Source organism: Streptosporangium amethystogenes, from assembly GCF_000721075.1.
Taxonomy (GTDB): Bacteria; Actinomycetota; Actinomycetes; order Streptosporangiales; family Streptosporangiaceae; genus Streptosporangium; species Streptosporangium amethystogenes.
In genome coordinates this window covers 116,887-142,366 of record NZ_JOEQ01000016.1, presented here as the reverse complement: position 1 = coordinate 142,366, position 25,480 = coordinate 116,887, and the positions used below count along the sequence as shown (strand labels likewise).

The following is a 25,480-nucleotide window of genomic DNA, read 5'->3' as shown; positions in this document are numbered from 1 at the left end:
GCCGGCGGCACCGCGGTGACCAAAAGCGCCAAGGGCCTGGTTTCGACCGGTACGGCCTATGCCCGGCGACGCCAAGGCGCGAGCCGTAATGGGGGATCGGTACGCGAGGTGGATAAGGTCCCTGTGTGCATGCCGAGATTCACGGTCACCGTGGGGCCCGTGGGCTCCGTCCCGAGAACACCCTGCCCGGTTTCGCCCACGCCCTGGAGCTGGGCGTCGACGCACTGGAGCTCGACGTCGCACTGACCGCCGATCGGCGGCTGGTGCTCACACACGACCTCACAGTGTCCGCTGTGACCAGCACCGACGTCCGGCCCGCCTTCCGCGACGACCCCGCCTTCCCGTACGTGGGCAGGCCGGTCGGCGAGCTCACGCTGGCGCAGCTGCGCACGCTGGAGTGCGGAGTGCGGGTGCCACGCCACCCCGAAGACCGGTTCGCCCCGACCCAGCTGCCGGTGCCGAACACCCGGATGCCGACCCTGGGTTCCGTGCTGGGGCTGATGGACGCCTACGGAGCCGACGGGGTGCGGGTGCACGTGGAGCTCAAGTCGGACCCGACCAGGCCCGATCTGAGCGCCGAGGTCGGTGAGTTCACCGAGATGGTGGTCGCCGAGCTCGACCGGCACCGCAGGCTCGACCGGGCGGCCATCCTCAGTTTCGACTGGCGCGTCCTGCGGATCGCCCGCTCCCTGGCCCCCGCGACCGGGCGGTACGCCCTGATCGAACGTGCCACCATGGACAGCGCCTGGCTCGACGGCCTCCGTCTGGAGGACTTCGGCGGCGACGTCCCGGCCGCCGCCGCCGAGGCCGGGGGCACCACGCTCTCCCCCGAGTACGTGATGGTCGACCCCGAGTTCGCCCGGCGAGCGGAGAAGGCCGACCTGCCGCTGGCCGTGTGGACCGTCAACGACCCCGGGCGGGCGGCCGAGCTGCTCGATCTCGGAGTGGCCGCGATCGTCACCGACTATCCCGACCGGATGATCGCCCTGTGGGCCGGGCGGGGCATGCGTGTCCCGAAGCCGGTCACCCCCGCCCGCCCGATGAGCGCCTGAGGGCTCGGATCACATCCAGCCGTTGCGGCGGAAGCCCCGGTAGAGCAGCGTGCAGGCGATGACCATCACGCCGAGCACCAGCGGGTAGCCGAAGACGGAGTCGAGCTCGGGCATGTGCTCGAAGTTCATGCCGTAGATGCCGGCGATCATCGTGGGGACGGCCATGATGGCGACCCACGAGGAGATCTTCCGCATGTCCTCGTTGGCGAGCGCGTTGGAACGGGCGAGCGCCGCCTGCAGTATGGAGTTGCAGAGTTCGTTGGACGACTCGACCTGCTCGCAGACGCGGGCCAGGTGGTCGACGACGTCACGGAAGTACTCCCGCATCTCGGAGGGGATCATCCGGCGCTGGGCCAGCGTGGACATCGGCGCCTGGAGCGGTGTGACGGACCGCTTCATCTCGATCATCTCGCGCTTGAGGTTGTAGATCCGGCCGATGTCACGGGCGCTGACGTCCGCGAAGACCATCGCCTCGACGTCCTCCAGCTCGGTCTGCATCCGGTCGGCCACGGTGAGGTACTTGTCGACGACGTGGTCGGCGATCGCGTGCAGCACGCCGGTGGGGCCCCGGCTGAGCAGCTTGGGCTTGTCCTCAAGGCGCTCCCGCACCTCCGAGAGCGGGCAGTGCCGGCCGTGCCGCACGGTCACCACGAAGTCGGTGCCGACGAACACCATGATCTCTCCGGTGCCGATGATCTCGCTGGTCGCGGTCAGCACGTCGTGGTCGAGGTAGGCGACGGTCTTCAGGACCACGAACAACGAGTCGCCGTAGCGCTCGACCTTGGGTCGCTGGTGAGCCTTGACGGCGTCCTCGACGGCGAGCGGATGCAGGGCGAAGACCTCCGCCAGCCACTCGACCTCGGGGGCGTCGGGCTCGTGCAGGCCGACCCAGACGAACGCGTTGTTCCCTTCGACGGACGCGTTGTGCGCACGGACGAGCTCCAGGGCGTCGGGGATGCCCAGGGCCTGGATCTTCTTACCGTTGATGTAGGCGGCGTACTCGACGAGCGAGTCGCTCGGCGGGACGCAGACACCGCTCATCCGCGCACCGAGCGAGACGGCGGGCGCGTGCGGGGCACGGATCGTGCGGACGTGCCTGATACGGGGAAAAAGGAGCGAGGAGCGCATGGCGAGCCTTTCCCGCCCAACCTGGCGGGATTCCGCACGCGATGCGCTGTCACCACAAGGGGAGGCGACGATGCGTGCGGCGCCGGTCGGGCACCGAGATGGGGTGGTCGAGGGTGCGCACAGCAGGCGTGCGCGAGCACGTACTGCTGGGATCGCCAGAGGACATCCCGAACCACCTCCAATCAGCAAGAGACACGCAAAGCAACTCAAAACTTAACACGAACGGGGGGATGGCTCTCAGCTTACTCCCAGGTTCAAGCATCGATCATGCACAACCTGACAAAATTCACACCTGTTTACCGGCACCTCCCGCGCCTGTCGACACATCGCAAACCCCCAGAGTTATCCACAGTCTGTGGATAACTCTGGGGGGCGGGCACCGGCGAAATCCGGGGGTGCCGGACACGGCCCGAGGGACGATCCTGCGGGACGATAGGCTCTGACAAGTGCGCGTTCTTGTGATTGGAACCGGCGGGCGTGAACACGCCCTGTGCCGGTCGCTGGCGGCGGACCCCCAGGTCACCGAGGTTCACTGTGCTCCCGGAAACGCGGGTATCGCGCAGGTCGCGACCCTGCATCCGGTGGTACCGACAGACCCGGCCGCGGTTACCGAACTGGCCGAGCGGCTCCGGGCGGAGCTGGTCGTGATCGGCCCCGAGGCCCCGCTGGTCGCCGGCGTCGCCGACGCCGTCAGGCAGGCCGGCATCCCCTGTTTCGGCCCTTCACGGCAGGCGGCCCAGATCGAGGGTTCCAAGTCCTTCGCCAAGGACGTCATGGTCGCGGCGGGCGTGCCCACCGGGCGGTCGCACAGCTGCGTCACGCCGGAGGAGGTCGCCGCGGCGCTCGACGAGTTCGGCACGCCGTACGTGGTCAAGGACGACGGTCTGGCCGCCGGCAAGGGCGTGGTGGTCACCGACGACCGCGAGGAGGCGCTCCGGCACGCCGCCGCCTGCGGGCGGGTGGTCATCGAGGAGTTCCTCGACGGCCCCGAGGTCTCGCTGTTCGCGCTCTGCGACGGCGCCACGGCCGTGGCGCTCCAGCCCGCCCAGGACCACAAACGCGCCTACGACGACGACCAGGGCCCCAACACCGGCGGGATGGGGGCCTACACGCCGCTGCCGTGGGCCCCGGACGACCTCGCCGACCAGGTGATGGCCGAGACCGTCATACCGACCGTCACCGAACTGGCCAGGCGTGGCATGCCGTACACGGGGGTGCTGTACGTGGGGCTGGCCCTCACCTCCAAGGGCCCGAAGGTGATCGAGTTCAACGCGCGGTTCGGTGACCCGGAGACCCAGGTCGTGCTGGACCGGCTCCAGACGCCCCTCGCGGGCCTGCTGCTCGCCTGCGCGAACGGGACGCTCGACCGGTTCGGGCCGCTCTCCTATCGCGACGGCGCCGCGGTGACCGTGGTGATCGCGGCGGAGAACTACCCGGCGGATCCGGTGAAGGGCGACGTGATCGAAGGGCTGTCCGACCCGGTCGAGGACGCCTACGTGCTGCACTCGGGCACCGCGCTGGACGGCGACCGGATCGTCTCGAACGGCGGCCGGGTGCTCAGCGTGGTCGGCACCGGGCCGGACGTCCCCGCGGCGCGGGCGGCGGCCTACAAGGCGGTGGAGCACATCCGGCTGCGTGGCTCGCACCATCGCACCGACATCGCGGGCCGCGCCCTCTGAAAGCGGCACGATCTCTGAAAACGGCACAGCCTTCCCCGGCGAGGCGTAGCGCCTGATCGGCATGTCGCGATAAGCCTGGGGCAGCCGATGCCCCGCCCCAGGCCGACTCCGCCCCCCGGAGGAACGATGTCGCTTGATCCAGCGTTGACCGCCGAGCGGATCGGCGACACCGGCGTGTTGCGCTGGCCGGGCACCTGGCGGGTCTACGTTGCCACCCGGAGCGAGGAGATCAGGGCCGACGCCGAACGCGCCCTGACGATGTGCGACGAGGCGGGCCGGCTGATCTCGGCGGGCGAGGGCATCGGCACGCACCTGGCCCGCGCGCAGGCGTACGCGCGCAGCAGGCACGGCGTGCGGCGCTGGCTGACCGGCCAGGCCATCGAGGGCGCCTGGTCCAACGTCAACAGCGCCACCGTGATGCTGTACGGCGTGCTGCCGGTGGCGGAGTTGTGCGGGCGGGCGCCGGAGGTGGTCGCGATCGGCCGGGCCTATCTGCCCGGCGACGACCCCCGGCTTGTCCACCTCCAGGCCAGGCTGGCGGTGGGAGACCTCGGTGAGAACGACAGGCCGCTGATGCAGTCGGTGCTGCGGGCCGCGTACACCGCGCAGGCGATGGACACCGGGCGGGTACGCAGCTTCCGCAACCTGCTCCTCGGCGGGGTGGTCATGCTCTCCCTGATCGTGCTGAGCGTGGTGGCCATCGGTGCGATCTGGCCGGACGTCATCCCGATGTGCGGCGACCAGTCGGTGATCCGCAACCAGGGGCTGATGCCCGCCCAGATCTGCCCGACCGGCGGCCTGCGGCCCGGCCACGGCGACGTCCCGCTGGTGGCCCTGATCGGCATGCTGGGCGCGGCGCTGGCCACCGCCGCCTCGCTGTCGACCCGCTCGGAGATGTCCACCCGCTACTCGCTGGCGGTCGTCCAGAACCTGCTCAAGGCGCCCGCGGGGGTGGCCACGGCCGTGCTCGGGCTACTGATCCTGAACTCGGGCTTCGTGCCCGGTTTCGCGGGGCTCGGCTCGCAGCCCGCGATCCTGGTCTGGGCGATGGCGTTCGGATACGGACAGCAGGTCGTCACCCGCTTCGTGGACCAGCGGGCCGACAATCTCCTGTCGGCCGCCTCCCCGCTCACCGCCGCGGTGAACACGAAGGGCAGGTAACATCCGAGGCCCGGGATCTCCCGGTACCGCGCCCCACAGTGACACCCGCGAGCCCGGAAACCGCAGGCGAAAGCGTGGTGGCCGCGCAACGCGACGGCGGCTGATGACTTATCGACCGGTTCACGGGCAGTTCACCCTCGAACTGGCCGGTTCAGGGGCATCCAACGACTACTGTTGGCCGATAACCTCGGCTGCCGCCTCGCGCCACACGAGTTATCCAGAACACTTCCAAGGAGCATGACGCATGGTCCGTTACCGCGTGCGCGGTGGCAACCCACTTCGTGGAACCGCCTTCATCCAGGGTGCCAAGAACGCCGTGTTGCCCATGATCGGTGCCGCGCTACTGGCTTCCAAAGGTCGCACGGTCCTGCGCAACGTCCCCATCATCGAGGACGTCCGGCGTGCGGTCGAGCTGGCGGAGACGGTCGGCGCCAAGGTCGAGCTCCACGAGGCGGAGCGCACACTGGTGATCGACGCCTCGACGCTGAGCAGCCCGGTGCTGCCCGCGGAGATCGCCCGGCGCTTCCGCGGCTCGGTGCTGTTCGTGCCCGCCCTGCTGCACCGTCTCGGCGAGGCGATCATCGAGGGCGTGGGCGGCTGCAACCTGGGCAGCCGCAACCTCGACTTCCACTACCTGGGCTACAAGCGCCTGGGCGCGATCGTGGACGAGGGTGACGCGGTCATCCACGTCAAGTCGGCGGGCCTCACCGGCGCCACCCTGTACCTGGACACCCCCTCGCACACCGGCACCGAGAACCTGATCATGGCCGCCGCCCTCGGGCGCGGCACCACCGTGATCGAGAACGCCGCGCTGGAGCCCGAGGTCCTCGATGTGATCGACATGCTGACCCGGATGGGCGCGAAGATCAGCGGCGGCGGCACCGGGTTCATCACCGTGGAGGGCGTGGAGGAGCTCCAGGCCGTCGAGCACACCGTGATGCCGGACCGCCTCGACGCGGGCGTGTTCGCCATGGCCGCCGCCGTCACCGGCGGAGAGGTCAACCTGGTCGGCGCCGACCTGGACCACCTCGGCGTGGTCCGCTACAAGCTGGAGCAGATGGGGGTGGAGTTCGCCGACCACGGCGCGGTGCTGCACGTGCGCAGGGATCGCCCGCTGCGTCCGATCAATGTGATCACCGACACCTATCCCGGCTTCGCCACCGATCTGCAGTCGCCGATCATGACGGTCGCCTGTCTCGCCGACGGCGCCAGCTACATTCATGAACGAATCTTCGACGGTCGTTTCGCTCTGGCCTCAGAACTGAACAAAATGGGCGCCGATATTGAAGTGAAAGAGAACAGCGCCGTCGTTCGTGGTGCGACTCCGCTCACTGGAACACAGGTGACCGCTCACGACCTGCGCTCGGGAATCGCCCTCGTGCTCGCGGGCCTGGCCGCTGAAGGGGAGACCGTGATCGGATCGGGATATCTCATCGACCGCGGGCACTCTTATCTGGCCGAGCGCATGCAGGCCCTGGGCGGCGATGTGCGCCGAGAGATTTCAGCGTCATAATCAGCGGGTTTGAGCTGCTCAAAAACCGCGCTGACCTGTGTAAACGATGCCAGTCATGGGTTTACCCCGGAAGCAGCTTCCGGAATTGGCCGCAAATCGGGCGTGACATTACGGCCCTCACAAGCGATCGTTCCAAAAGAGAGCCGAAAACAAACGGACGGCATGATGGGACGAACATTGGTCGAGCGGGCCGAAGAAGCGCCACGAGTGTCACGCCCGGGTGCCATGACACCAGACCTCACCATCGGTGTGGTGGGCCCCCATGACCTCGTTGAACGGGTGATGTTGATGGGGCACGCGGCGGCCCCATTACCCTGCCGCCTGGTGGCGGCGGCGTACCGTGACGAGCAGGAAGCCGCGGACAAGGTCACTCGGTTGGGAGCCGGGGTGGACGCATGTCTGTTCGCCAGCCCGGTCCCCTACGACCTGGCCCGGCGATCGGGGGTGCTGACGATGCCCGCGACGTATGTCCAGCTCGGCGGCGCCGCGCTGATCGCCGCGCTGGCGAGGGCCGCGTTGGACGAACGGATAGACCCACGCAGGGTCAGCATCGACATCCTGAGCAGAGCAGAGGTCGAGGAGGCCTATAGCGATCTGAGCCTTCCCTCAGGGGACGTGCAGAGCCGCGACGAGCCGGGCGCCACCGGCACGATCGCGGCCTTCCATGAACGCCTCGCCCGCCAGGGCAGCACGAGCGGGGCGCTCACCTGCCTGCCCGCGGTCGCCGACCGCCTTCAGACGGCAGGGGTGCCCGTGGTCAGGATCCGCCCCACCTCCGCCGCGGTGCGTACGGCGCTGCACACGGCGGCGCTGCTCGGCGCGCACCACCGGCTGGAGGAGTCACAACTCACCGTGGTCCTGGTGGAGGTGCCCACGTTGCGCGAGCCGGTCCGCCGGGCCGCGCCACGCTACTGGCGCGACGAACTCCGGCTCTCCCTGCACCGATTGCTGGTGCAGGAGGCGAACCGGATCAACGCGTCGGTCATCGCGGTCGACGATCACAGCTACATGGTCACCGCGACCCGCGGCTCGGTGGCCGCGGCCACCGAGGGGTTCCGGGTCCTGCCGTTCGCCGCGCGGGTCCGCGACGAACTCGGCCTGGCGGTCGAGGTCGGCGTCGGCATGGGCCGTACCACCCACGACGCCGAGTCGCACGCCAGGGCCGCTCTGGCGCGCACCCAGGCGGGCAAGCAGGCCCAGGGCTTCGCGGTCGACCGCGAGGGCAGGGCGCTGATCCCGGCTCCCAGGATGCCTCCTCAGGGCGCCGGGCCACTGAAGCCCAAGGGTGTGGAGGTACTGGCCCGGCTGGCCGCCAAGCTTGAGGGTGGGGACACGGTGGTGGACGCGGAGGGCGCGGGCAAGATGCTGGGCGTCACCCCGCGTACGGCACGGCGATTGCTGCGCACGCTGGTAGACGAGGGACTCGCGTGGCCGCTTCCGCCGAACCGGACGCCGCAACCCGGCCGTCCTCGCCAGTTGTACCGGCTGATCGTGGAGAAGCTCGGCACCCGCTGAGCCCTCCGCCTTTCGACCTGGAGGCTTCCGCCGCACCCGGACGGCGGAACCTCCCAGGTCACTGCCCGCCCCGGCGGGGCGAGGATCCGCCAGGCCGCGAGCGCCGATCTCAGCGTGGCTGAGGGGACCGAACCCCGCGCGCGAGATGTCGGCCCCTGCCAGTATTGTCACGAGCTATGCGTCATGACAGTGCTGACAGCCGTAAGACGCTCCTCGTCTGGGGGGCGCTGGCGATCGTGTACGTGGTGTGGGGATCCACCTACCTCGCGATCATGATCGTGATCGAGACGATGCCCCCGCTGCTCAGCGGCGCCATCCGCTTCGTCACGGCCGCGCTCGTCCTCGGCGTCGCGGTACGCCTGCTGAAGGGGCGCGAGTCCTTCCGGATGACCTGGAAGGAGGCCGGTGGGGCCGCCCTGGTCGGCCTGCTGCTGCTGAACGGCGGCAACGGCATGGTCGCCGTGGCCGAGCAGCACATCTCCAGCGGGCTGGCGGCGCTGCTGGTGGCCTCGACACCGCTCTGGCTCGTGATCTTCAGGGTCCTGTTCAGGGACCGGCCGCAGGTGCTGACGCTCGCCGGGGTGCTCATCGGGTTCGGCGGTGTGGCGGTCCTCTCGCTGACCGGTGGGAGCGGCGCGGCCGACAACACCGGAATCGTGATCATCCTGCTGGCGTCGCTGTCCTGGTCGGTCGGCTCGTTCCTGACGTCCCGCATCCCGATGCCCGCGAACCCCTTCACCGCGAGCGCCGTCGAGATGGCCGCCGGCGGCGTCGGGCTCGCCCTGACCGCCACCGTGCTGGGCGAGCACCTCGACCTCGCGGAGGTCTCCACCCGGTCGTGGATCGCGCTCGCCTACCTGATCATGGTCGGATCGCTGGTCGGCTTCACGGCGTACGTGTGGCTGCTGAACAACGCGCCGATCTCGCTGGTCTCCACCTACGCCTACGTCAACCCAGTCGTGGCGGTCATGCTGGGCGCCCTCGTACTGAGCGAGGAGGTCACCGGTTCGATGATCGCGGGCGGCCTGGTGATCGTCCTCGGCGTGGCCCTGGTGGTCTCCACGGAGCGTCGCAGGAAGCCGGAACCCGTCTCCGGCCCCGAGCCCGCGACCGTGTAGGCCACGGGCTCGCCCGGATGCGGGTGTGCCGCGGTGAGGCGGTCAGCCCCGCGGAAAGGCCGCCGCGACCGCCAGGAAGGTGTCGTTGGCCTCGGGCTCGCCGATGGAGACACGGACGCCCTCGCCGGCGAAGGGCCGCACCGCGACGCCCTCGGCCGCGCACGCCTCGGCGAAGTCGAGCGTGCGCTCGTTCAGCCGGAGCCAGACGAAGTTGGCCTCGGTCGCCGGCACCGTCCAGCCCTGGGCGACGAGCGCTCCGCGGACCCGGTCGCGCTCCTTGACCACGGCCTCGACCCGCTCCAGCAACTCGTCCTCGGCCGCCAGCGAGGCGATCGCGGCGACCTGGGCGAGTTGGTTGACCGCGAACGGCACGGTCGTCTTGCGGACCGCCGACGCCACCGGCTCCGCGGCGATCAGATAGCCCACCCGGAGCCCGGCCAGGCCGTACGCCTTGGAGAAGGTGCGCAGCACCGCCACGTTCGGCCGGTCGCGGTAGACACCGATCCCGTCGGGGACCCCGGCGTCCCTGACGTACTCGTGGTATGCCTCGTCGAGCACGACCAGCACGTCCTGCGGAACCCGGTCGAGGAACGCCTCCAGCTCGGCCGCCTGGACCACGGTGCCGGTGGGGTTGTTCGGGTTGCAGACGAAGATCATGCGAGTGTGCGGGGTGATCGCGTCGGCCATCGCCTCCAGATGGTGCCCCTCGCCCAGCAGCGGGACCCGCACCGAGGTCGTCCCCGCCAGATCGGCCAGCAGCGGGTACGCCTCGAAGGACCGCCAGGCGTAGATCACCTCGGCGCCCGGCTCGCTCACGGTCTCGAAGAGCTGCTGGGCCACCGTCACCGAGCCCGCGCCGAGCGCGATGTGCTCGGCCGGCACGCCGAACCGCTCGGCGAGCGCCTCGGTCAGCCCGGTGGCGGCCGGGTCGGGATAGCGGTGCATCTGGCCCGCCGCCCTGGCGACCGCCTCGACGACCGAGGGCAGCGGCTCATAGGGAGATTCGTTCGAGGAGAGCTTGTAGGACCGGCCGTCGGCGGACACCACGGCCTTGCCAGCCCGGTAAGGGGGCATTGTGTCCAGGATCGCGCGGAAACGAGGCATGGCCTTACTTTATGAGCAGCGGGCGGATGAGGCATCATCCTGTAAGACTGGAGGTGAGAGGCATGCCCGACCGGAAGGACGACATGAGCATCGCACCGCTGGCCGAGAGGCCGAGCGCCGAGGCACCGGACGCCGAAGCGGAGTCGCCCGAGCTGGAGCCGCTGCCCGCCTGGGTGTTTCCTCCCAAAGCGGGCTTCTCAGCCGAGGACCTCGACCGGCTTCGAGGGATCCCTCCGCACACGGAACTCATCGATGGCACTCTCGTCTTCGTGAGCCCCCAGACCAACTTCCACATGTCTACGCTCTTTCTCCTGGAGAGCGAGCTACGTCGAGCCGTTCCGGCTGCCCTGCGCGTTCGCAGGGAGATGACGGTGACGCTTGGAAGGCGGCAACGACCCGAGCCGGACATTCTGGTGGTCCACGCCGAGGCCGTGCAGGGGCTGAAGCAGACCACCTACCAACCTGACGACGTCGTCCTCGCCGTCGAGGTGGTCTCCGCCGAATCGGAGATCCGCGACCGGGAGCGCAAGCCCGTCCTCTACGCCCAGGCCGGCATCACCCACTTCTGGCGGATCGAGGAGAAGGACGACCGCCCGGTCGCCTACGTCTACGAGCTGGACCCGGCGACCAGGACCTACGCGCTCACGGGGATCCACCACGACCGGTTGAAGGTCAGCGTCCCGTTCGACGTCGACATCGACCTGACGGAGATCGACGGCCTCTGATCGGCCGCGGGCGGGGTCCACGGCTCACCACGTCGGCCCTCCGCGGCCCGCACCCGTGACGCGATCGAGCAGCTCCGCCGCCTCCTAGTCCTTGAGGGAGCGGAGCATCGGGGGGTGCAGCATCGTGGCGGGCCCGCGGCGGTAGAGCTTGGCGGGGCGGCCGCCGTCGCGGGTGGTGGTGTCACCGGTGGGCACCAAAAACCCCTCGGCCTTGGTGACCTTGCGGTGGAAGTTGCGCGGGTCGAGGGCACGGCCCCAGACGATCTCGTAGACCCGGCGCAGCTCGGCGACGGTGAACTCCGGCGGGCAGAAGGCCGCGCCGAGCGGGGTGTATTCGAGCTTGCCCCGGGCTCGCTCGATCCCGTCGACCATGATGCGCCGGTGGTCGAAGGCCATCTCGCGCAGTAGCGAGGAGACCGGCTGCCAGCTCATGTGCGCCTCGGTGGACGCGGGAAGGTCGGGGGCCAGGCCGAGGTAGGCCACGCTCAGCACGCGCTGGCGCGGGTCACGGTCGGGGTAGCCGTAGGTCTGGAGCTGTTCCAGATGCACGGGCGCGCCCGGCAGACCGGCCCGCTCCGCGAGAATCCGCTCCGCCGCGGCGGGCAGATCCTCGTCGAGATGGATGAAGCCGCCTGACAGGGCCCAGCGTCCCTCGTACGGCGGCTTGTCGCGCCGCCAGACGAGTGCGCACAGCGCCTGGAAACGCACCGTGAGGACGACCAGGTCCACGCTGACGGGAATGCGCGGAACCATGGCAGGCACGTTACACCGGTCAGAGCCTCACCCGGACGTGCAACGGCTCGGAGGCGGCACGCCCGTCGGCCGCGGCGACCGAGACCTCGACCCAGGTGTCCTCGGGCACCTGGGACCAGTCGAACGGAATCCACGCGGTCTCCATCCGCACCGGCAGACCGGGGGGCATGTCCGTGAGGTTCACCCCGGCCACGTCGACGACGCGGGGCTCCTGCTGGCCCTTCCAGGTGATCGTGACCTTGGACCCCATGGGCATGTTGTAACCGCGGATCTCCATGCCGTCCTGGATGTCGCGTCGCATGCGGACCGCGTCGGCCGCGATGGGCCGGTCCCAGTCACGGGCGATCTCCTCGGCGAGGGACGGTGAGCCGCAGGTGTAGAAGTCACTCCACATGTAGGAGACGACCTTGGAGACATAGCGCCCGACCTGCGCCACGGCCGTGTCGAGCCGTTCCTTGTCGGTGCTCCCCCTCTTGTACCCGGCCGCGCAGGTCTCCTCGCCGGACGGCTCGAATGCCTCGACGTTGGCCCAGAGTTCCACGTTGCGGCCCTGCTCGGCCATCTCCGTCTGGACGATCGACATCTCCCGGTAGTAGTCGCGGGTCGAGCCGTGGTAGGCGTCGCCGTTGGTCTTCTCCCCGACGACCGGCCACAGCCGCTTGTCGACCTTCTCCTCGCGCTGGTCGGGCCAGAACAGCCCGACCTTCCCCGTTCCCCGGCTGTCCTGCGGCGCGATGATCCCGACCCCCGTCCGGACAAGGGCCTCGAAGCCCCTGGCCACCTGCCTGGGAGTGGCGCTGAACGGCCGCTGTTTGCGGGCGTCGAGGTAGGGACTGACGAGGACGGGCCTGCCCGGCATCTCCTGTTCGACGATCTCGTGCTGTGAGGCGTACATCCTGAGCGTCGGGTGGTCGTCGTCCGACTCCCCGGTGTACTTCATCTCACGCATCTGCAGTTCGAACGGCTGGTAGAAGCCGCCCAGCGAGCTCCGGTCCCGAAAGCGGGAACCGTAGTCCTGCATGATGCGCCTGGTGAGCGTGGTGAGCGTGTCCGTGCCCTGCTTGGCGGCCCGGGTCTGCTGCGCCGGGTCGCGAGGGGCCAACGGCAGCGCGGGGAACACCTTCACCCCGAACTGGTCACCGAGGTCGAGCAGCTCGGTGAGACTGTCCTCGTGCGCGCCCGCGACCAGGATCACGTGATAGCCGCGCCCCTTGCCCCTGATGTTCTCGCAGCTCGCGTCGTCGCTGCCGTCGTCGGTGGCGACGATCCGGTAGAAGACGGTCTTCCTCGTGACGATCTTCCGCTCGAACTCGGGGCAGCGGAAGAGCTGGGAGCCGAACGCCTCGTCGGTCCGGTAGACGAACGTCCAGCTCACCCGGTTGCCCGGGTTGGCGGCCTTGAGGTCGTTCTCCGCCGCGGTCACGCACGGCACCCCGTTCTCCTCACACGGCTCGTAGCGGGGATCGATCTCCCCCTCGGCGTCGAGGATCCGGCCGTCGTCGTCGACCCTGCGGGCCTGCAGGCCCCAGCCGATCCGGATCACGGTGTCGCCGCCCACCTTGTGGATGGCGGCGAACTGCCGTCGCCAGGTGCAGTGGTCGGCGGTCGGGACGAGCCAGTAGCCGGTGATCGCGTACGGCGCCCCCATGGCCGTGTCGAACGTTCCACACGGGTCGGTGAACTCGGTCGCCTCCGGCACCGGCACCGAAGGGGAGGGCGAGGGGGAGAGCGGCGAGCTCCCGCTGGTCGGAGAGCTGTCTCCGACGGGCGTGATCATCACGAACGCCGCCACTCCCGCGAGGATCGCCACGCCCAGAAAAGCGATGAGCCAGCGCACGTTCAGGACACTACCGTTCTTATGATCTGGCAGACATAAGGAGCTTTGTCATACCGGAAATCAGCTCTTGACGCCCGCCCACGCCTCCAGCTGGGCGACGAAACGACGGGCCGAGTTGGGCCAGTGGTGGTTCGCACGGGCCGCCGCATACCCCCGGGCGCCCTGGGCATGCCTCGCTGAGACGTCGTCGCGGAGGAAGAGCACGGCCTGTGCCACGGCCTTGGGATCCTGCCAGGGCACGACCATGCCGCTGTCGTAGCGCTCGACCAGTTCCACCGCGCGGGGCGAGGGGGTGGTGATCACCGGAATGCCGTGAGCCATGTACTCCACGATCTTCGTGGGCATGGAGTGCCGGTAGTTGGGCTCGTCGTGCAGCAGGGAGAGACCGGCCAGCGCGCCGTCGAGCCGCTTGAGCGCCTCGTCGTTGGGCATGAAGTCGCGCCACTCCAGCACCCCCTCCGCCACCGCCTCGTTCAGCGTCGGCCGCGACTGCGGGTCGGCGTAGCCGATCAGCTCGACCGCCACCCGGTAGGGCTGGAGCAGCCGGGCCACCTCGATGGCCTCGCGTACCCCGCGCGCCTCCGACAGCCAGCCGAGATAGACGATGCGGTCGTCACCCGGCGGCGTCACCTCGTCGGGTACCCAGGTCTCGTTGGGCACCACCAGGTGGGTCTGGCGGAACCGTCCGGCGTAGGCGGTCTCGGCCAGCAGCAGGTGCAGGTGTCGCTCGGCGGTGCCTTCGAGCAGGCGGGCCATGAAGCGCACCGGCGGGCGGAGGAACGCCGGCAGCCAGGGCTTCAGCGACAGCGTCGCCGGAGTGTCCTCGTGCACGTCCCAGACCACCGGGGGCCGCTTGCGCACTCCCACCACCGCGAGCAGCAGCTCGGGGTCATGGATGACCACCAGGTCCACCTGCCCGCGCATCCGCTTGAAGACCTTGCGCGCCGCGCGCACCGCCGACAGCCGCTTGCGCTCGGCGGCACGCGGAAGGTCGATACCGTTCACCCAGGATCGGGCCATGACGCCCCGCGCCGTGTACGGGGCCGCGTACGTGACCTCATGACCGGCGTCCACGAGCGCGCGGATCTGCCGGTGCAGGATCCGGGCGTCCTCGGGATGATGCACCACGGTCATGACGAGCACGTGCACTGCGCGCAGCCCTTCGTCGCTAGAGCCGCTCGACGCGTTCACCCTCGGCGAGCACGCCTCGGGTGTCGAGCACGAGCTTGCCTTGGTCCTCGATAATCGACAGGTCGAAGGCGGCGTGTTGCTGGAGCAACAGCGTCACGTCGGCTTCGACGACTCCCTTGGCGAGGTCTTCCTCGCGCGGCACCTGGACTCCGTCGACCCGCCAGTCCTTGACGTACGGGTCGGTGAAGACCAGGTCCGCGCCCAGCTCCCGCAACGCCCGCGCGACCGGCAGGGCCGGGGTCTCGCGCTCGTCGGCGATGTCGGGTTTGTACGTGACACCGAGCAACAGCACCTTGGAGCCGTTGACCGGCTTCCTGTGCCGGTTGAGCAGGCGCTGCACGCGGGCCACCACGTACGACGGCATCCGCTCGTTGATCTCCTGGGCCAGCTCGACGAAGCGGAACGGATAGCCCAGCTTGCGCACCGTGTAGGAGAGGTAGGACGGGTCGACGGGGATGCAGTGACCGCCGACACCTGGCCCGGGGAGGAACTTCTGGAAGCCGAACGGCTTGGTGGCGGCGGCCTCGATCGACTCCCAGAGGTCGACGCCCAGCTCGTCGCAGAAGATCGCCATCTCGTTGACGAGGGCGATGTTGACGTGGCGGTAGGTGTTCTCCAGGAGCTTGGCCATCTCGGCCTCGCGGGTGCCGCTGACCGGCACGACCTGCTCGATGAACTGGGAGTAGAACCCGACCGCGCGGTCCTTGCAGGCGGAGGTGTAGCCGCCGACGACCTTCGGGGTGTTACGCAGGCCGTACTTGGGGTTGCCCGGGTCGATGCGCTCAGGCGAGAAGGCGAGGTGGAAGTCGGTGCCCGCGGTGAGGCCGGAGCCCTCCTCCAGGATGGGACGGGCGACCTCGTCGGTGGTGCCGGGCCAGGTGGTGGACTCCAGGACCACCAGCGAGCCCGCGCGGAGGTTACGTGCGACGGTGCCGGTGGCGCCCTCGACCGCGGACAGGTCGGGGCGGTGGTCCTCGTCGAGCGGGGTCGGCACGCAGATGACGATGGTCCGGCTGTCGGCCAGCACGGACTCGTCCCCGGTGGCGGTGAATCCTCCCGCCAGCATGTGCTCAAGGTCGGCGTCGGTCAGGTCGTCGATGTAGGACCTGCCCGCGTTGAGAGCAGCGATCTTGCCGGGGTCGACCTCGAAGCCGATGACCCGCAGACCGGCTGCCGTGGCCTCCTTGGCCAGGGGCATGCCGACGTAGCCCAGACCGATGATGGCCAGGTCGTAGGCAGTCACTGGATGACCTTGGAACGCCGGAAACAACACTTCATGGTCGCAAAGGCTATCTCAAGTCCGAACGAGCTACGCCTAATGCGATTGAACGCATCACAAACGGCAGGTATCCCCGGTGCCATGACAAGGTCATTAACCAGCAATCGATCGGTAAATATCACGGTACGTCTCCGCGATGCGGCTCCACGTACGCTTCGCGGCCACCTCTGCCCGTCCAGCCTCACCCATCTCGGCCCTTCGTCCCGGATCGTCACGCAGTCCGGCGATCGCCTTGGCCAGTGCCTCGGGGTCTCCCGCCGGCACCAGAAGCCCGGCGCCGTCGGAACCCACGAGCTCCGACAGGGCGGGCAGATCGCTCAGCACGACCGGTTTGCCGAGAGCCATCGCCTCGACCGGTTTCAACGGCGTGACAAGCCGGCAGACGCGCAGGTCCTCTCGGGGACAGACGAAGATGTCGATCGCCGACTGGGCCTGCAGCGCCTCGTCGGGACCGACCCGTCCCGGCATGATGGCGATGTCGCCGAGCCCCAGTTCCTCGACCTGCTCCAGCAGTGCCGCCCGCTCCACGCCGTCGCCGACGAGCAGCATCTTGACCGGCGCGCCCTCGTCCCGCAGCAGCGCGGCGGCGTTGATCATGGTGGCGAAACCCTCGTAGGCCACGATGCTCGACACCGAACCCATGACGATGTCGCCGGGCTCGATACCGTAGGCGGCGCGGAACGCCGCACCGTCGTACTCGGCGCTGAGCAGCGAGTCGTCCACCGCGTTCGGCGCCAGGTAGATCTTTTCTCTCGGCACCCCGCGCTCGACGATCTCGGTTGCCATGGTCTCGGCGAGCGTGACCACCGCGTCGGCGGAGCGCATGATGAACGCCTCGCGGTCGCGCTGGAGCACGTGCCGCTGGCTGCCGATGCGCTTGGGGTCGCGGGAGGCCCAGGTCTCCTCCAGGAAGCCCCGGACCTCGTAGACCAGCGGCGTGCCGGTCCGCTCGCGCACCGCCAGCGCCACCGAGCCGTTGCGGTGGTCGGTCGCGGCGTGCAGCACCTGCGGACGCAGGGTCCTGACCAGCTCGGTGACCTCTCCGGCGCCACGGATCATCCGCCCCTGGCTCTCGAAGGGCACCTCGCCGCTCGGCAGCAGCCGGTGGTAGGGAATTCCGTCGATCTCCTCGTACGGCGTCGCGTCGGCGTGGCCCTGCATCATCGGCCAACCCCAGCTGGTCACGACGTGCGGATCCAGCCCGGCGGCCTTCTGCGAGGTGACGATGCGGTGCGTGCGAACCGTGTATCCGGCCTGCGTGTACGGCAGTGCGTTGGTCACGCAGTGCAGCACCCGGCCGTGGAACCGCTCACCCACGATCACCTTCGCCTTGGGCGGGATCGGGTTCGGCTGGATCGAGGCCAGTTCCCCGGCGTAGTAGGCGGCCCGGCGCTTGATGAAGGGGTAGCGGGTGTGGGCCTGGAGCACCGAGGCGGCCTCGCTCATCCGGCCGGCGTCGAAGTGCTCCTTCGCCTCGGTCCACGGGCCCTTCACCATGCGCATGCCGAGCTTGCGGACGACGATCTTGGCGCGCCGCGCGACGGGCCAGGCGAACCGGCCCACGATGGGACGGACGCTCGACGGGAGCGTCTCGGCCGCTGCCTGCGCCACGCGTACCGGGTCGGACTTGACCTTTGTCGCCACGACCCGGGAGACGATCACCGGATGCTGGACGAAACCCCTGATCAGCCCGCGCAGGCCGGCCCTGGCCGACTTCGCCGACATCGGAGCCTGTGACACCGGCCCCGCATGGGCCTTCCCTCCGTCCGGGGGCGTCGCCGGAGCGGGGAGCGTCGCCGACGCCTGGGGCGTGTCCGAACCGGGAAGCGTCTCCACGACCGGGGGCGTCTCCGCACTCGGCGGCGGGGCGGGCTCCGTGGGCACCTCCACGGCCGGAGGCAGCTCCACGGCCGAGGTCGTCTCCGGCCCGGACAGCGTTTCCGTCTCCGGGGTCGTCGCCGTGCCCGAGGTCGCCACCGGCTCCGCGTCCGGCGCGGCGGCCGGAGCGGAGGAGGTCCCGGCGGCCGGAGGCGTCACCGATGTGGCGGGTGTCGCCGGCACCGAGGGTTTCGCGGGAGCCGAGGGCTTCGCGGGAACCTTCGCGGGAACCGAGGGGGAGTCTGGCCTGTTGGCATCGGATACCACGCGGTGACCGTACCATAGGCAAGGTTTGCCCCACTGCCGCATGAAAGGCGAGGTCAATGAGGGACTTTGCCGGTCCGGGCGCTTCTCAGGGCCCCGATAATCCCCTTGTCCTGCACGTGCTCGGCGCGCGGCCCAACTTCGTGAAGGCCGCTCCGGTGGTGCGTGCGCTCGCCGAACTGGGCGTGCGGCAGGGCATCATCCACACCGGCCAGCACTACGACGCGCTCATGTCGGACGTGTTCTTCGCCGACCTCGGCCTCCCCGAGCCGATCGCCAACCTGGCCGTCGGTTCCGGCTCGCACGCCCGCCAGACGGCGGCGCTGCTCGTCGGCCTTGAGGACGTGGTGCTTGAGCAGCGGCCGGCGCTGGTCGTCGTCTATGGCGACGTGAACTCGACGCTGGCCGCGATCCTGGTGTGCGCCAAGCTCCACGTGCCGACCGCGCACGTGGAGGCGGGTCTGCGCTCCTTCGACCGGGAGATGCCGGAGGAGGTCAACCGGGTCGTCACCGACGCGCTGTCCGACATCCTCTTCGCCACCTCTCCCGACGCGCTCTCCTACCTGGCCGCCGAGGGTGTCGACCCGGCCCGGGTGCACCTCGTCGGCAACCCGATGATCGACAGTTTGTTCTCCGCGCTTGACCACCTCGACCCGGCCCCGATCCGCTCCCGGCTCGGCCTTCCCGAGCGGTACGGGGTGGCCACCCTGCACCGTCCCGGCAACGTCGACGACCCCGCCTCCGCCAAGGAACTGGTCGAGGCGGTGCTCTCGGTGAGCGAGCGCCTCCCGGTCGTGGTGCCGCTGCACCCGCGCGGCCGGACCCGCCTGGCCGAGGCCGGGCTGGTGGACACCGAGAACCTGCGCATCGTCGATCCGCTGGGTTATGTGGACTTCCTGTCGCTGGTGCGGGGCGCGACGCTGGTCGTCACCGACTCCGGCGGCGTGCAGGAGGAGACGACCATGCTGGGCGTTCCCTGCCTCACCGTGCGGCCCAACACCGAGCGGCCGATCACCATCACGCACGGCACCAACCGGCTGGTCACCCCCGCGCAGCTGCCCGCCGCCGCCGACCTGGCACTGGCGGACGGCGCGGCGACGCCTTCCGGCGAGCTGCCCCCGCTCTGGGACGGCAAGGCCGGTCCCCGGATCGCCCGGGTGATCGAGAGCTGGCTGCGCGGCGGCAACCTCTCCCCGGCCGGGCAATCCGTACCGCCCAAATCACTTTAAAACGGCTATTTCGGCACGGCTTAGGCCGTAGCCTGGCACGACCCCGGACAAAGGCGATCCCCCATGAGCGAAGAGACCCCCGAAGAGCCGAAGTTCCAGCGTCTTGGGCCGATCAACTGGCTGCCCGAGGAGCGCAAGGTCGTCGAGCGCTTCGAGGAGCGCGTCCGGGACCTTGAGCGGCGGCTCGCCATCGCCGAGGCGAAGGCCGACTACGCGCAGTGGAAGCTGGAGTCGACCAAGGTGCAGCGTCCGTACCGGGTGGCCGAGGCGCTGACCGCGGCCAAGGGGTCGGGGGTCACCGCGCTGCCGGGCAAACTGCGCTCCGCGATGCAGACGCGCAAGGGCCCCAAGCCGCCCCGTCCGGTGGCCGAGGTGGTCGCCGAGCTCGACCAACAGGGGCCCGTGGTCGACGTACCGCAGGTCAAGTGGCCGGCCGGTCCGATCGTCCGTCCGGACATGAAGGTCGCGGTCATCCTGGACGACTTCTCCCGGATGGCGTTCAAGTACGAGTGGGACCAGATCGAGTTCGGGCTCCGCGACTGGCCGGAGATCTTCGCCGAGCGCCGTCCCGAGCTGCTGTTCGTGGAGTCGGCCTGGCACGGCAACCAGGGCCGCTGGCGCTACCAGATGACCGGGACGAACGCCCCCAAGCCCGAGCTGCTCGCCCTGATCGACTGGTGCCGCGTCGAGGGGATCCCCACGGTCTTCTGGAACAAGGAGGACCCGCCGAACTTCGACTTCTTCATCGACACGGCCAAGCTGTTCGACTACGTCTTCACCTGCGACGGCGACATGGTCCCCCGCTACCGCGAGGTGCTGGGCCACGACCGGGTCGACGTGCTGCAGTTCGCCGCGCAGCCGCGGGTGCACAACCCGATCCAGGAGAAGCGCGGCCGCCTGAACGACGTGGTCTTCGCCGGCATGTACTTCAGGGACAAGCATCCCGAGCGCCGCGAGCAGATGGAGACCGTCCTCGCCCCGATCCGCGAGCTCGGCCTGCACATCTTCGCCCGCAACGGGACCGTGGACGAGAAGTACGCCTGGCCCGCCGAGTACGTCCCGCACATCGTGGGCGAGCTCCCGTACGACCAGATGCTGGCCGCGTACAAGATGTACAAGGTCTTCCTCAACGTGAACTCGGTGCTCGACTCGCCGACCATGTGCGCCCGCCGGGTCTTCGAGCTGTCCGCCTGCTCGACGTCGATCGTCTCGGGCTGGTCGCGGGCCATCGAGGAGACCTTCGGGTCGCTGATCCCGATCGCCCGCGACGAGCTGGAGTCGTACAACCAGGTCCTGCACCTGATCAACAGCCCCGAGCTGCGCGCCCGCCAGGGGCACCTGGCGATGCGCGAGGTCTTCGACAAGCACCTGTTCTCGCACCGGGTGGACCAGATCCTGGAGCTGCTCGGCAAGCCGGTACAGCGGCGGACCCGGTCGATCTCGGTGGTGCTGCCCACCAACCGGGCCGCCCAGATCGAGCACGCGATCTCCTCGGTGGCCAAGCAGGTCCACCGCCCCGTCCAGCTCGTCATGGTGCTGCACGGGCTCGACATCGACCCCGTCGTGGTGGCGGACAAGGCGCGAATGGCCGGGATCACCGACGTCGTGGTGCTGCCCGCCGACTCGTCACTGTCGCTGGGCGCCTGCCTCAACCTGGGCATCGCCGCCGCGGAGGGCGAGCTGATCGCCAAGATGGACGACGACAACCTGTACGGCGAGCACTACCTGTCGGACCTGGCCCGCGCCTTCGACTACTCCGACGCCGAGCTGGTCGGCAAGGGCGCGCACTACGCCTACTTCGAGGGCAGCAACACCACGATGCTGCGCCTGCCGGGGCTGGAGCACCGCTACGCCTTCCTGGTGCAGGGTGGCACCTTCCTCGGTAAGGCGGACATGTTCCGGCACTACGGGTTCGAGGACGTCACCCGGGGTGAGGACACCCGGCTGGTCCGCCGGCTCAAGGAGGACCGGGTCAAGATCTACTCCGCGGACCGGTTCAACTTCGTCTACTGGCGCAGTGGGGACGCGGGCATGCACACCTGGCAGGCCGACGACATCAAGCTCACTCGTAACGCGCAGTTCTCTTTTGTGGGGCATCCGGACGCGCATGTGATGATCTGATTTTCCGGGTGGATCGTCGCGGGGGTTCCCGCGTGCTCGATGAGGGGTCGGGTTCTCTCGACGTGTTTCTCTGGCGGGGTGTGTGTTCGCGCTCCGGTGGATGGGTGCTCCGGGCGGCCGTCGTTGGTGGCGGGTCTGGGGGTCAGGTCTTCGGCCTGGCGGGCGCGGTGGTCGCGAATTCTTATAAACCCACCCACCTCCGCACCCCCTTCTTCTCCGTACGCCCTGCGGGCCGTAGTCGCTTCCTCGCGGGCCGCCCATCGGGCTCTTCGACGCTGAAGCAATCCGTACGGGGGTCGTTCTGAGGCCATCGCCGTAGCTGAAGCAACGGTGCGGGAAGGAGCGCAGGGGACTCGCCGTAGCTCACCGGGCCCGTCGTGGCCTGCCGTCGCCGACCGGCTTGCCGCGCTTGCTGCGGCTTGTCGTTGCCGGTCAGGCTTGGCTCAGGGGCGAGTGTGATCGTCTGATGGGGCACACCGCGACTCGGACCGCCACTGTGACCGGAGGGAGGGGCACGCCTCGGGCGAGGGACTTCGGCCAGATGGGTCAGATGGGTCAACTGGAGAGGGAACCGGGGCCGTCGGTTCTGTTGGTTTCGTTGGTTGGCAGGTGGAACCAGACGGCGGTGCCCGCTTCGGGGGCGTGGTGGGTGCCCCAGGCGGTGGCCATGGCCTCGACCAGGAGCAGGCCGCGTCCGCCGTCGCTGTCGAAGTCGGTCGCGCGGACGAAGGGGAGGCTGGTCGCCGAGCCGTCGTCGATGACCTCGGCGTGCACCATGCCGCCGCCCAGGCCCAGGCAGACCGTCAGCGATCCGCCTGTTGTCCGTCCGGAGTCGGAGTGGACGACGGAGTTCGTCACGATCTCTGCCTAGGGGCTAACCGGTTGACCGCTCTACCTGAGTCGCTGGGGAACCTCGCCGCCCTCACCAGGCTCAGTGTGGGCGGTAACCGGTTGACCGTTCTGCCCGATTGGCTGGGCGACCTTCCCGCCCTCAGCGAGGGCACCAGGCTCCTACTGAGTGTCTTCTACGAGGAGCGTTGGGGTTGGTGGGGTCAGAAAATTCCACCGGCTCCACCGGCCCACGGCTCTTGATGCCCCGCCGGTCAACCTGCGGTATACGAGCGACCTGTTCGTGATGTGACTCGTTGGGTCCTGGCCTCATGTGGTGCACAGCAACGCTCTTCTGACGGCGCGCACCGGAGATCGGGACACCAGGGATTTCAGCCGCAGGGGCTCATGACGACGGCGAAGCCCTTGAGCAGGCCGACAGCGCCGAGAAGAAGTGCGAGAGCGATCACTCCCCAGGTGACGCCCTTGCGTACCTGGTGTTGGTAGTCGGTGAATCCGGTGGCGGCCTCCCACCCGGCCAGCAGGGCGATGAACACCGCGACACCACCCAGACCGATCCCCGCAAAGTCGGTGTGGTTGCAGGTGGACTCCCCGTTGACCGTCAGGGTAGCGGTCGCGCCCACGCGTATGACGACGGCGAGCAGACCTACGACGAGGGCTGCCCGGGACTTGGCGGATGCTATGCGAAGGTTCATGATCAAAATCTATTGACGCCTGCTTGGGTAGAACTTGTGAACGACTAGCGCCCAGCGCCGGCCTGATGGCGTGGAGCCGCCTCGGGGCGTCGTACGCGTCGGCCAAGCCGAACAGCGCACTGGAGAGGACCGGAGTCTGATCGAACCGGGCCGTGACCAACCTGGCGGAGGGGAGATCAGCGAAGGCCAGGGCGGTGGCTGAATGGGCCACGGACCAAGGAACGGATTACCTCCACCGACAGATCATGACAATCTGCGGGAGGTGCCCTGGTACGGAACACGACGGCACCCCCCGGCCCGGAGGATTCCGGGCCGGGGGGTGCCGGGGCGCTGGTCTCCGGGTTCCCGGCTTTTCCGGGAAGCCGGCCCTAGGCACGGGTGGACTTGGTTACCGGACGCCTCGCCTGCCGTACAGGCTCACCGCCAGGAGGACGCCGACCGCGGCCAGAGCGATCTGGATGACGAGTTCGATCCAGTCGATGCCCGAGGTGGTGGCGACTCCGAGCGCTCCGGCGATCGCGGTGCCGATGAGGGCCGCGACGATACCGATGACGATGGTCAGCCAGATCGGGATGGCCTGCTTGCCGGGCACGACGAGCCGACCCAGGGCACCAATGATGGCGCCGATGACGATGGCGGTGATGATGCCGGTGACTGTCATGTTCTACGCTCCTGTCTGCTCAGCTGCCAGGCGTATGCCCTAGGAAAGACGAACAACACATAACGGAGTGACCCGAATTACTGGCCGCCGGTCACGATCCTGTTGTGAAGTGGTCGTATGCGGGTTCCATCCCGCGATCATTGCCCGGAAAATCCCGGTGTCAGGAGACCCGGCCGGCTGACTTTCCCGGTGTTTCACCACCGGTCGTGTCGCTGGCGGCACCGATGGAGGCCGCAGTGCCGCGGGAAGCGGCGGGGGCGAGGGAGGCGCCGGTGGAAACCTCGGGGCCCGGAGAAGCGGCGGCGGTGCCGGGGGTGGCGCCGCTCAGCAGGGAGCGGACGAGTCCGAGGCCGGTGCCGCCGAGGGTGAGCGCCTTGGCGAGCATCTCCTCGACCCCCTGTGCTCCGTTGAGGACGACCATGTGGTCGACGTTGCCGAAGGACTTCGCCCCCGCCTCGACGATCTGCGGCCAGTTCTCGGCGAGCTGCTGGGCGATGACCGCCTCCTGGTTGTCGGCGAGGGCCTCGGAGCGGGCCCGGATCGCGTCGGCCTCGGCCAGGCCCCGCGCCTTGGCCGCCTCGGCCTCCGCGAGTCCCTGTGCCCTGGAAGCCTCCGCGGCGGCCAGGCCGGTGGCCTTGGTCGCGTCGGCGGCGGCGAGGCCGCGCAGCCGCACGGACTCCGCCTCGGCCGCGGCGGCCTGCTTGACCTGCGATGCCTGCGCGGCGGCGCGGAGCTCGGTCTCGCGGGCCTCGGCCTCGGCCTGGGCGATGCGGGCGTCGCGCTCGGCCTGGGAGGCCGTCACCGTCTCGTACGCCCTGGCGTCGGCGGGCTTGCGGACCTGGGCCTGGAGTCGCTGCTCGGCCAGCGCCGCCTCAAGCTCGGCGGCCCGGGTCTCCTGGACGACGACCTCCTGGCGGGCGGACGCCTCGGAGAGCGGCCCCGCCTGGCGGGACCTGGCCAGCGCCTCGTCGATCTCGGCCTGGTAGGCGGCCTGTTTGATCTGGGAGTCGCGCCAGGCCGCGGCCTTGTTGGCGGCGGCGACCTGCTCGGCCTCGGTGGCCTCCTGGTCACGCTGGGCCTCGGCGATGCGCGCCGAGGCGGCGATCCTGGCGGCGTGCGGCTTCCCGAGGTTGGTGATGTAGCCCGTCTCGTCCTCGATTTCCTGGATCTGCAGGGAGTCGACGATCAGGCCAAGCTTGATCATCTCGTCGGCGGCCGAGGCGCGGGTCTCGCCGGTCAGCCGCTCGCGGTTGAGGATGAGGTCCTCGACCGTCAGGTTGCCGATGATCGATCGCAGGTGGCCGGTGAACAGTTCGTGGATGGCGCCGTTCATCGAGTCCTGCTGGTCCAGGAAGCGGCGGGCGGAGTTGGCGATCGAGTGCAGGTCGTCGCCGACCTTGTAGATCACGACGCCGCGTACCACCACCGGGATGCCCTGCTGGGTGACGCAGGAGACCTGGAGGTTGGCGGCGCGGCTGTCCAGGCGCAGGCGGCGCGCGGTCTGGAATCCGGGGAGCACGGAGGTGCCCTTACCTGTGATGATCTTGAATCCGAGGCTGTCGGCCTCCTCGCTCCTGCCCCGGGCGCCGAGCCCGGAGATGATCAGTGCCTCGTTGGGCTCGGCCACCCGCCAGATGGCCTTGAAGAGCAGGACGATGACAGAAAGGGCGACGATGCCGACGCCCCCGATGACGAAGTACTCCGTAGGCATCGTGGCCTCCGCGGTGG

Annotated in this window: 21 protein-coding genes; 10 read left to right on the top strand and 11 right to left on the bottom strand. The window is 69.3% G+C overall.

The genetic code is table 11. The features are described 5' to 3' along the window. The first annotated feature begins 125 nt into the window (after window positions 1–125). Window positions 126–1,052 (top strand): glycerophosphodiester phosphodiesterase family protein, encoded by a 927-nt coding sequence (locus IG98_RS0123715; RefSeq protein WP_030916139.1) that lies wholly within the window; start codon window positions 126–128, stop codon window positions 1,050–1,052. 9 nt (window positions 1,053–1,061) lie between these two features. On the opposite strand, the gene corA is transcribed toward IG98_RS0123715, so the two are convergent. Further along, window positions 1,062–2,180 carry a magnesium/cobalt transporter CorA gene (gene corA, locus IG98_RS0123710; RefSeq protein ID WP_030916138.1) on the bottom strand — a complete coding sequence of 373 codons (1,119 nt, stop codon included), beginning with the start codon at window positions 2,178–2,180 and terminating at the stop codon, window positions 1,062–1,064. Between the two features lie 446 nt (window positions 2,181–2,626). Here corA and purD point away from each other — a divergent pair, with 446 nt between their 5' ends. The 5 genes from purD to IG98_RS0123685 all read left to right on the top strand — a co-directional run bounded on the left by purD (window position 2,627) and on the right by IG98_RS0123685 (window position 9,166). Further along, on the top strand, window positions 2,627–3,859 hold the full coding sequence (gene purD / locus IG98_RS0123705; protein WP_030916135.1) for a phosphoribosylamine--glycine ligase: 1,233 nt from the start codon (window positions 2,627–2,629) through the stop codon (window positions 3,857–3,859). Window positions 3,860–3,985: 126 nt separating this feature from the next. Continuing rightward, window positions 3,986–5,020, top strand: a complete 1,035-nt coding sequence (locus tag IG98_RS0123700; protein ID WP_157594476.1) for a hypothetical protein — start codon at window positions 3,986–3,988, stop codon at window positions 5,018–5,020. A gap of 244 nt (window positions 5,021–5,264) precedes the next feature. Continuing rightward, window positions 5,265–6,533 (top strand): UDP-N-acetylglucosamine 1-carboxyvinyltransferase, encoded by a 1,269-nt coding sequence (murA, locus tag IG98_RS0123695; protein WP_030916131.1) that lies wholly within the window; start codon window positions 5,265–5,267, stop codon window positions 6,531–6,533. 225 nt (window positions 6,534–6,758) lie between these two features. After that, window positions 6,759–8,048: a GTP cyclohydrolase IIa gene (locus tag IG98_RS0123690; RefSeq protein WP_084195590.1), complete on the top strand. Its 1,290-nt coding sequence runs from the start codon at window positions 6,759–6,761 to the stop codon at window positions 8,046–8,048. A 176-nt stretch (window positions 8,049–8,224) separates the two neighbouring features. Continuing rightward, window positions 8,225–9,166, top strand: a complete 942-nt coding sequence (locus IG98_RS0123685; RefSeq protein ID WP_030916127.1) for an EamA family transporter — start codon at window positions 8,225–8,227, stop codon at window positions 9,164–9,166. 42 nt (window positions 9,167–9,208) lie between these two features. Here the strand turns inward: IG98_RS0123685 and hisC are convergent, their stop codons facing one another. After that, a complete protein-coding gene (hisC, locus tag IG98_RS0123680) occupies window positions 9,209–10,270 on the bottom strand; it encodes a histidinol-phosphate transaminase (RefSeq protein ID WP_030916116.1) in 1,062 nt (353 codons plus the stop codon). 62 nt (window positions 10,271–10,332) lie between these two features. On the opposite strand from hisC, the gene IG98_RS0123675 reads away from it, so the two are divergent. Next, window positions 10,333–10,995 carry a Uma2 family endonuclease gene (locus IG98_RS0123675; RefSeq protein ID WP_084195589.1) on the top strand — a complete coding sequence of 221 codons (663 nt, stop codon included), beginning with the start codon at window positions 10,333–10,335 and terminating at the stop codon, window positions 10,993–10,995. Between the two features lie 84 nt (window positions 10,996–11,079). On the opposite strand, the gene IG98_RS0123670 is transcribed toward IG98_RS0123675, so the two are convergent. The 5 genes from IG98_RS0123670 to IG98_RS0123650 form a co-directional block, all read right to left on the bottom strand. Further along, window positions 11,080–11,748, bottom strand: a complete 669-nt coding sequence (locus tag IG98_RS0123670; protein ID WP_030916110.1) for an NUDIX hydrolase — start codon at window positions 11,746–11,748, stop codon at window positions 11,080–11,082. Window positions 11,749–11,767: 19 nt separating this feature from the next. Next, the gene (locus IG98_RS0123665; RefSeq protein ID WP_030916107.1) at window positions 11,768–13,585 is read right to left on the bottom strand and encodes a DUF4434 domain-containing protein; all 1,818 of its coding nucleotides are present in this window, start codon (window positions 13,583–13,585) and stop codon (window positions 11,768–11,770) included. Between the two features lie 60 nt (window positions 13,586–13,645). Further along, the gene (locus tag IG98_RS0123660; RefSeq protein ID WP_030916105.1) at window positions 13,646–14,734 is read right to left on the bottom strand and encodes a glycosyltransferase; all 1,089 of its coding nucleotides are present in this window, start codon (window positions 14,732–14,734) and stop codon (window positions 13,646–13,648) included. Between the two features lie 19 nt (window positions 14,735–14,753). After that, the gene (locus IG98_RS0123655; protein ID WP_030916103.1) at window positions 14,754–16,019 is read right to left on the bottom strand and encodes a nucleotide sugar dehydrogenase; all 1,266 of its coding nucleotides are present in this window, start codon (window positions 16,017–16,019) and stop codon (window positions 14,754–14,756) included. A 129-nt stretch (window positions 16,020–16,148) separates the two neighbouring features. Then, window positions 16,149–17,699: a glycosyltransferase family 4 protein gene (locus IG98_RS0123650; protein ID WP_245651679.1), complete on the bottom strand. Its 1,551-nt coding sequence runs from the start codon at window positions 17,697–17,699 to the stop codon at window positions 16,149–16,151. Here IG98_RS0123650 and IG98_RS45195 point away from each other — a divergent pair. From IG98_RS45195 to IG98_RS0123630, 3 genes are all read left to right on the top strand, one after another. Continuing rightward, complete coding sequence (locus IG98_RS45195) at window positions 17,683–18,207, top strand: hypothetical protein (RefSeq protein ID WP_169750167.1); 525 nt, start codon at window positions 17,683–17,685, stop codon at window positions 18,205–18,207. The genes IG98_RS0123650 and IG98_RS45195 overlap by 17 nt on opposite strands. 49 nt (window positions 18,208–18,256) lie before the next feature. Then, window positions 18,257–19,426, top strand: a complete 1,170-nt coding sequence (wecB, locus tag IG98_RS0123635; protein WP_030916092.1) for a non-hydrolyzing UDP-N-acetylglucosamine 2-epimerase — start codon at window positions 18,257–18,259, stop codon at window positions 19,424–19,426. 63 nt (window positions 19,427–19,489) lie between these two features. After that, entirely contained in the window at window positions 19,490–21,547 is a 2,058-nt protein-coding gene (locus IG98_RS0123630) for a glycosyltransferase family protein (RefSeq protein ID WP_030916089.1), read from the top strand. 555 nt (window positions 21,548–22,102) lie between these two features. Here the strand turns inward: IG98_RS0123630 and IG98_RS45190 are convergent. The 4 genes from IG98_RS45190 to IG98_RS0123610 all read right to left on the bottom strand — a co-directional run bounded on the left by IG98_RS45190 (window position 22,103) and on the right by IG98_RS0123610 (window position 25,463). Continuing rightward, window positions 22,103–22,405, bottom strand: a complete 303-nt coding sequence (locus IG98_RS45190) for an ATP-binding protein (RefSeq protein WP_051752744.1) — start codon at window positions 22,403–22,405, stop codon at window positions 22,103–22,105. A 362-nt stretch (window positions 22,406–22,767) separates the two neighbouring features. Next, window positions 22,768–23,091: a hypothetical protein gene (locus IG98_RS0123620; protein WP_030916082.1), complete on the bottom strand. Its 324-nt coding sequence runs from the start codon at window positions 23,089–23,091 to the stop codon at window positions 22,768–22,770. A gap of 388 nt (window positions 23,092–23,479) precedes the next feature. Then, window positions 23,480–23,752, bottom strand: coding sequence for a GlsB/YeaQ/YmgE family stress response membrane protein (locus IG98_RS0123615; RefSeq protein ID WP_030916079.1), 273 nt, complete (start codon window positions 23,750–23,752; stop codon window positions 23,480–23,482). Window positions 23,753–23,912: 160 nt separating this feature from the next. Next, window positions 23,913–25,463: an SPFH domain-containing protein gene (locus IG98_RS0123610; protein WP_084195588.1), complete on the bottom strand. Its 1,551-nt coding sequence runs from the start codon at window positions 25,461–25,463 to the stop codon at window positions 23,913–23,915. Window positions 25,464–25,480: the final 17 nt, after the last annotated feature.

Coding starts and splice junctions, on each gene's coding strand:
- IG98_RS0123615 (WP_030916079.1), bottom strand. CDS start 23,752: ATGACAGTCACCGGCATCATCACCGCCATCGTCATCGGCGCCATCATT.
- hisC (WP_030916116.1), bottom strand. CDS start 10,270: ATGCCTCGTTTCCGCGCGATCCTGGACACAATGCCCCCTTACCGGGCT.
- IG98_RS0123630 (WP_030916089.1), top strand. CDS start 19,490: ATGAGCGAAGAGACCCCCGAAGAGCCGAAGTTCCAGCGTCTTGGGCCG.
- IG98_RS0123675 (WP_084195589.1), top strand. CDS start 10,333: ATGCCCGACCGGAAGGACGACATGAGCATCGCACCGCTGGCCGAGAGG.
- wecB (WP_030916092.1), top strand. CDS start 18,257: ATGAGGGACTTTGCCGGTCCGGGCGCTTCTCAGGGCCCCGATAATCCC.
- corA (WP_030916138.1), bottom strand. CDS start 2,180: ATGCGCTCCTCGCTCCTTTTTCCCCGTATCAGGCACGTCCGCACGATC.
- IG98_RS0123670 (WP_030916110.1), bottom strand. CDS start 11,748: ATGGTTCCGCGCATTCCCGTCAGCGTGGACCTGGTCGTCCTCACGGTG.
- IG98_RS0123700 (WP_157594476.1), top strand. CDS start 3,986: ATGTCGCTTGATCCAGCGTTGACCGCCGAGCGGATCGGCGACACCGGC.
- IG98_RS0123620 (WP_030916082.1), bottom strand. CDS start 23,091: ATGAACCTTCGCATAGCATCCGCCAAGTCCCGGGCAGCCCTCGTCGTA.
- IG98_RS0123690 (WP_084195590.1), top strand. CDS start 6,759: ATGACACCAGACCTCACCATCGGTGTGGTGGGCCCCCATGACCTCGTT.
- IG98_RS0123610 (WP_084195588.1), bottom strand. CDS start 25,463: ATGCCTACGGAGTACTTCGTCATCGGGGGCGTCGGCATCGTCGCCCTT.
- murA (WP_030916131.1), top strand. CDS start 5,265: ATGGTCCGTTACCGCGTGCGCGGTGGCAACCCACTTCGTGGAACCGCC.
- IG98_RS0123685 (WP_030916127.1), top strand. CDS start 8,225: ATGCGTCATGACAGTGCTGACAGCCGTAAGACGCTCCTCGTCTGGGGG.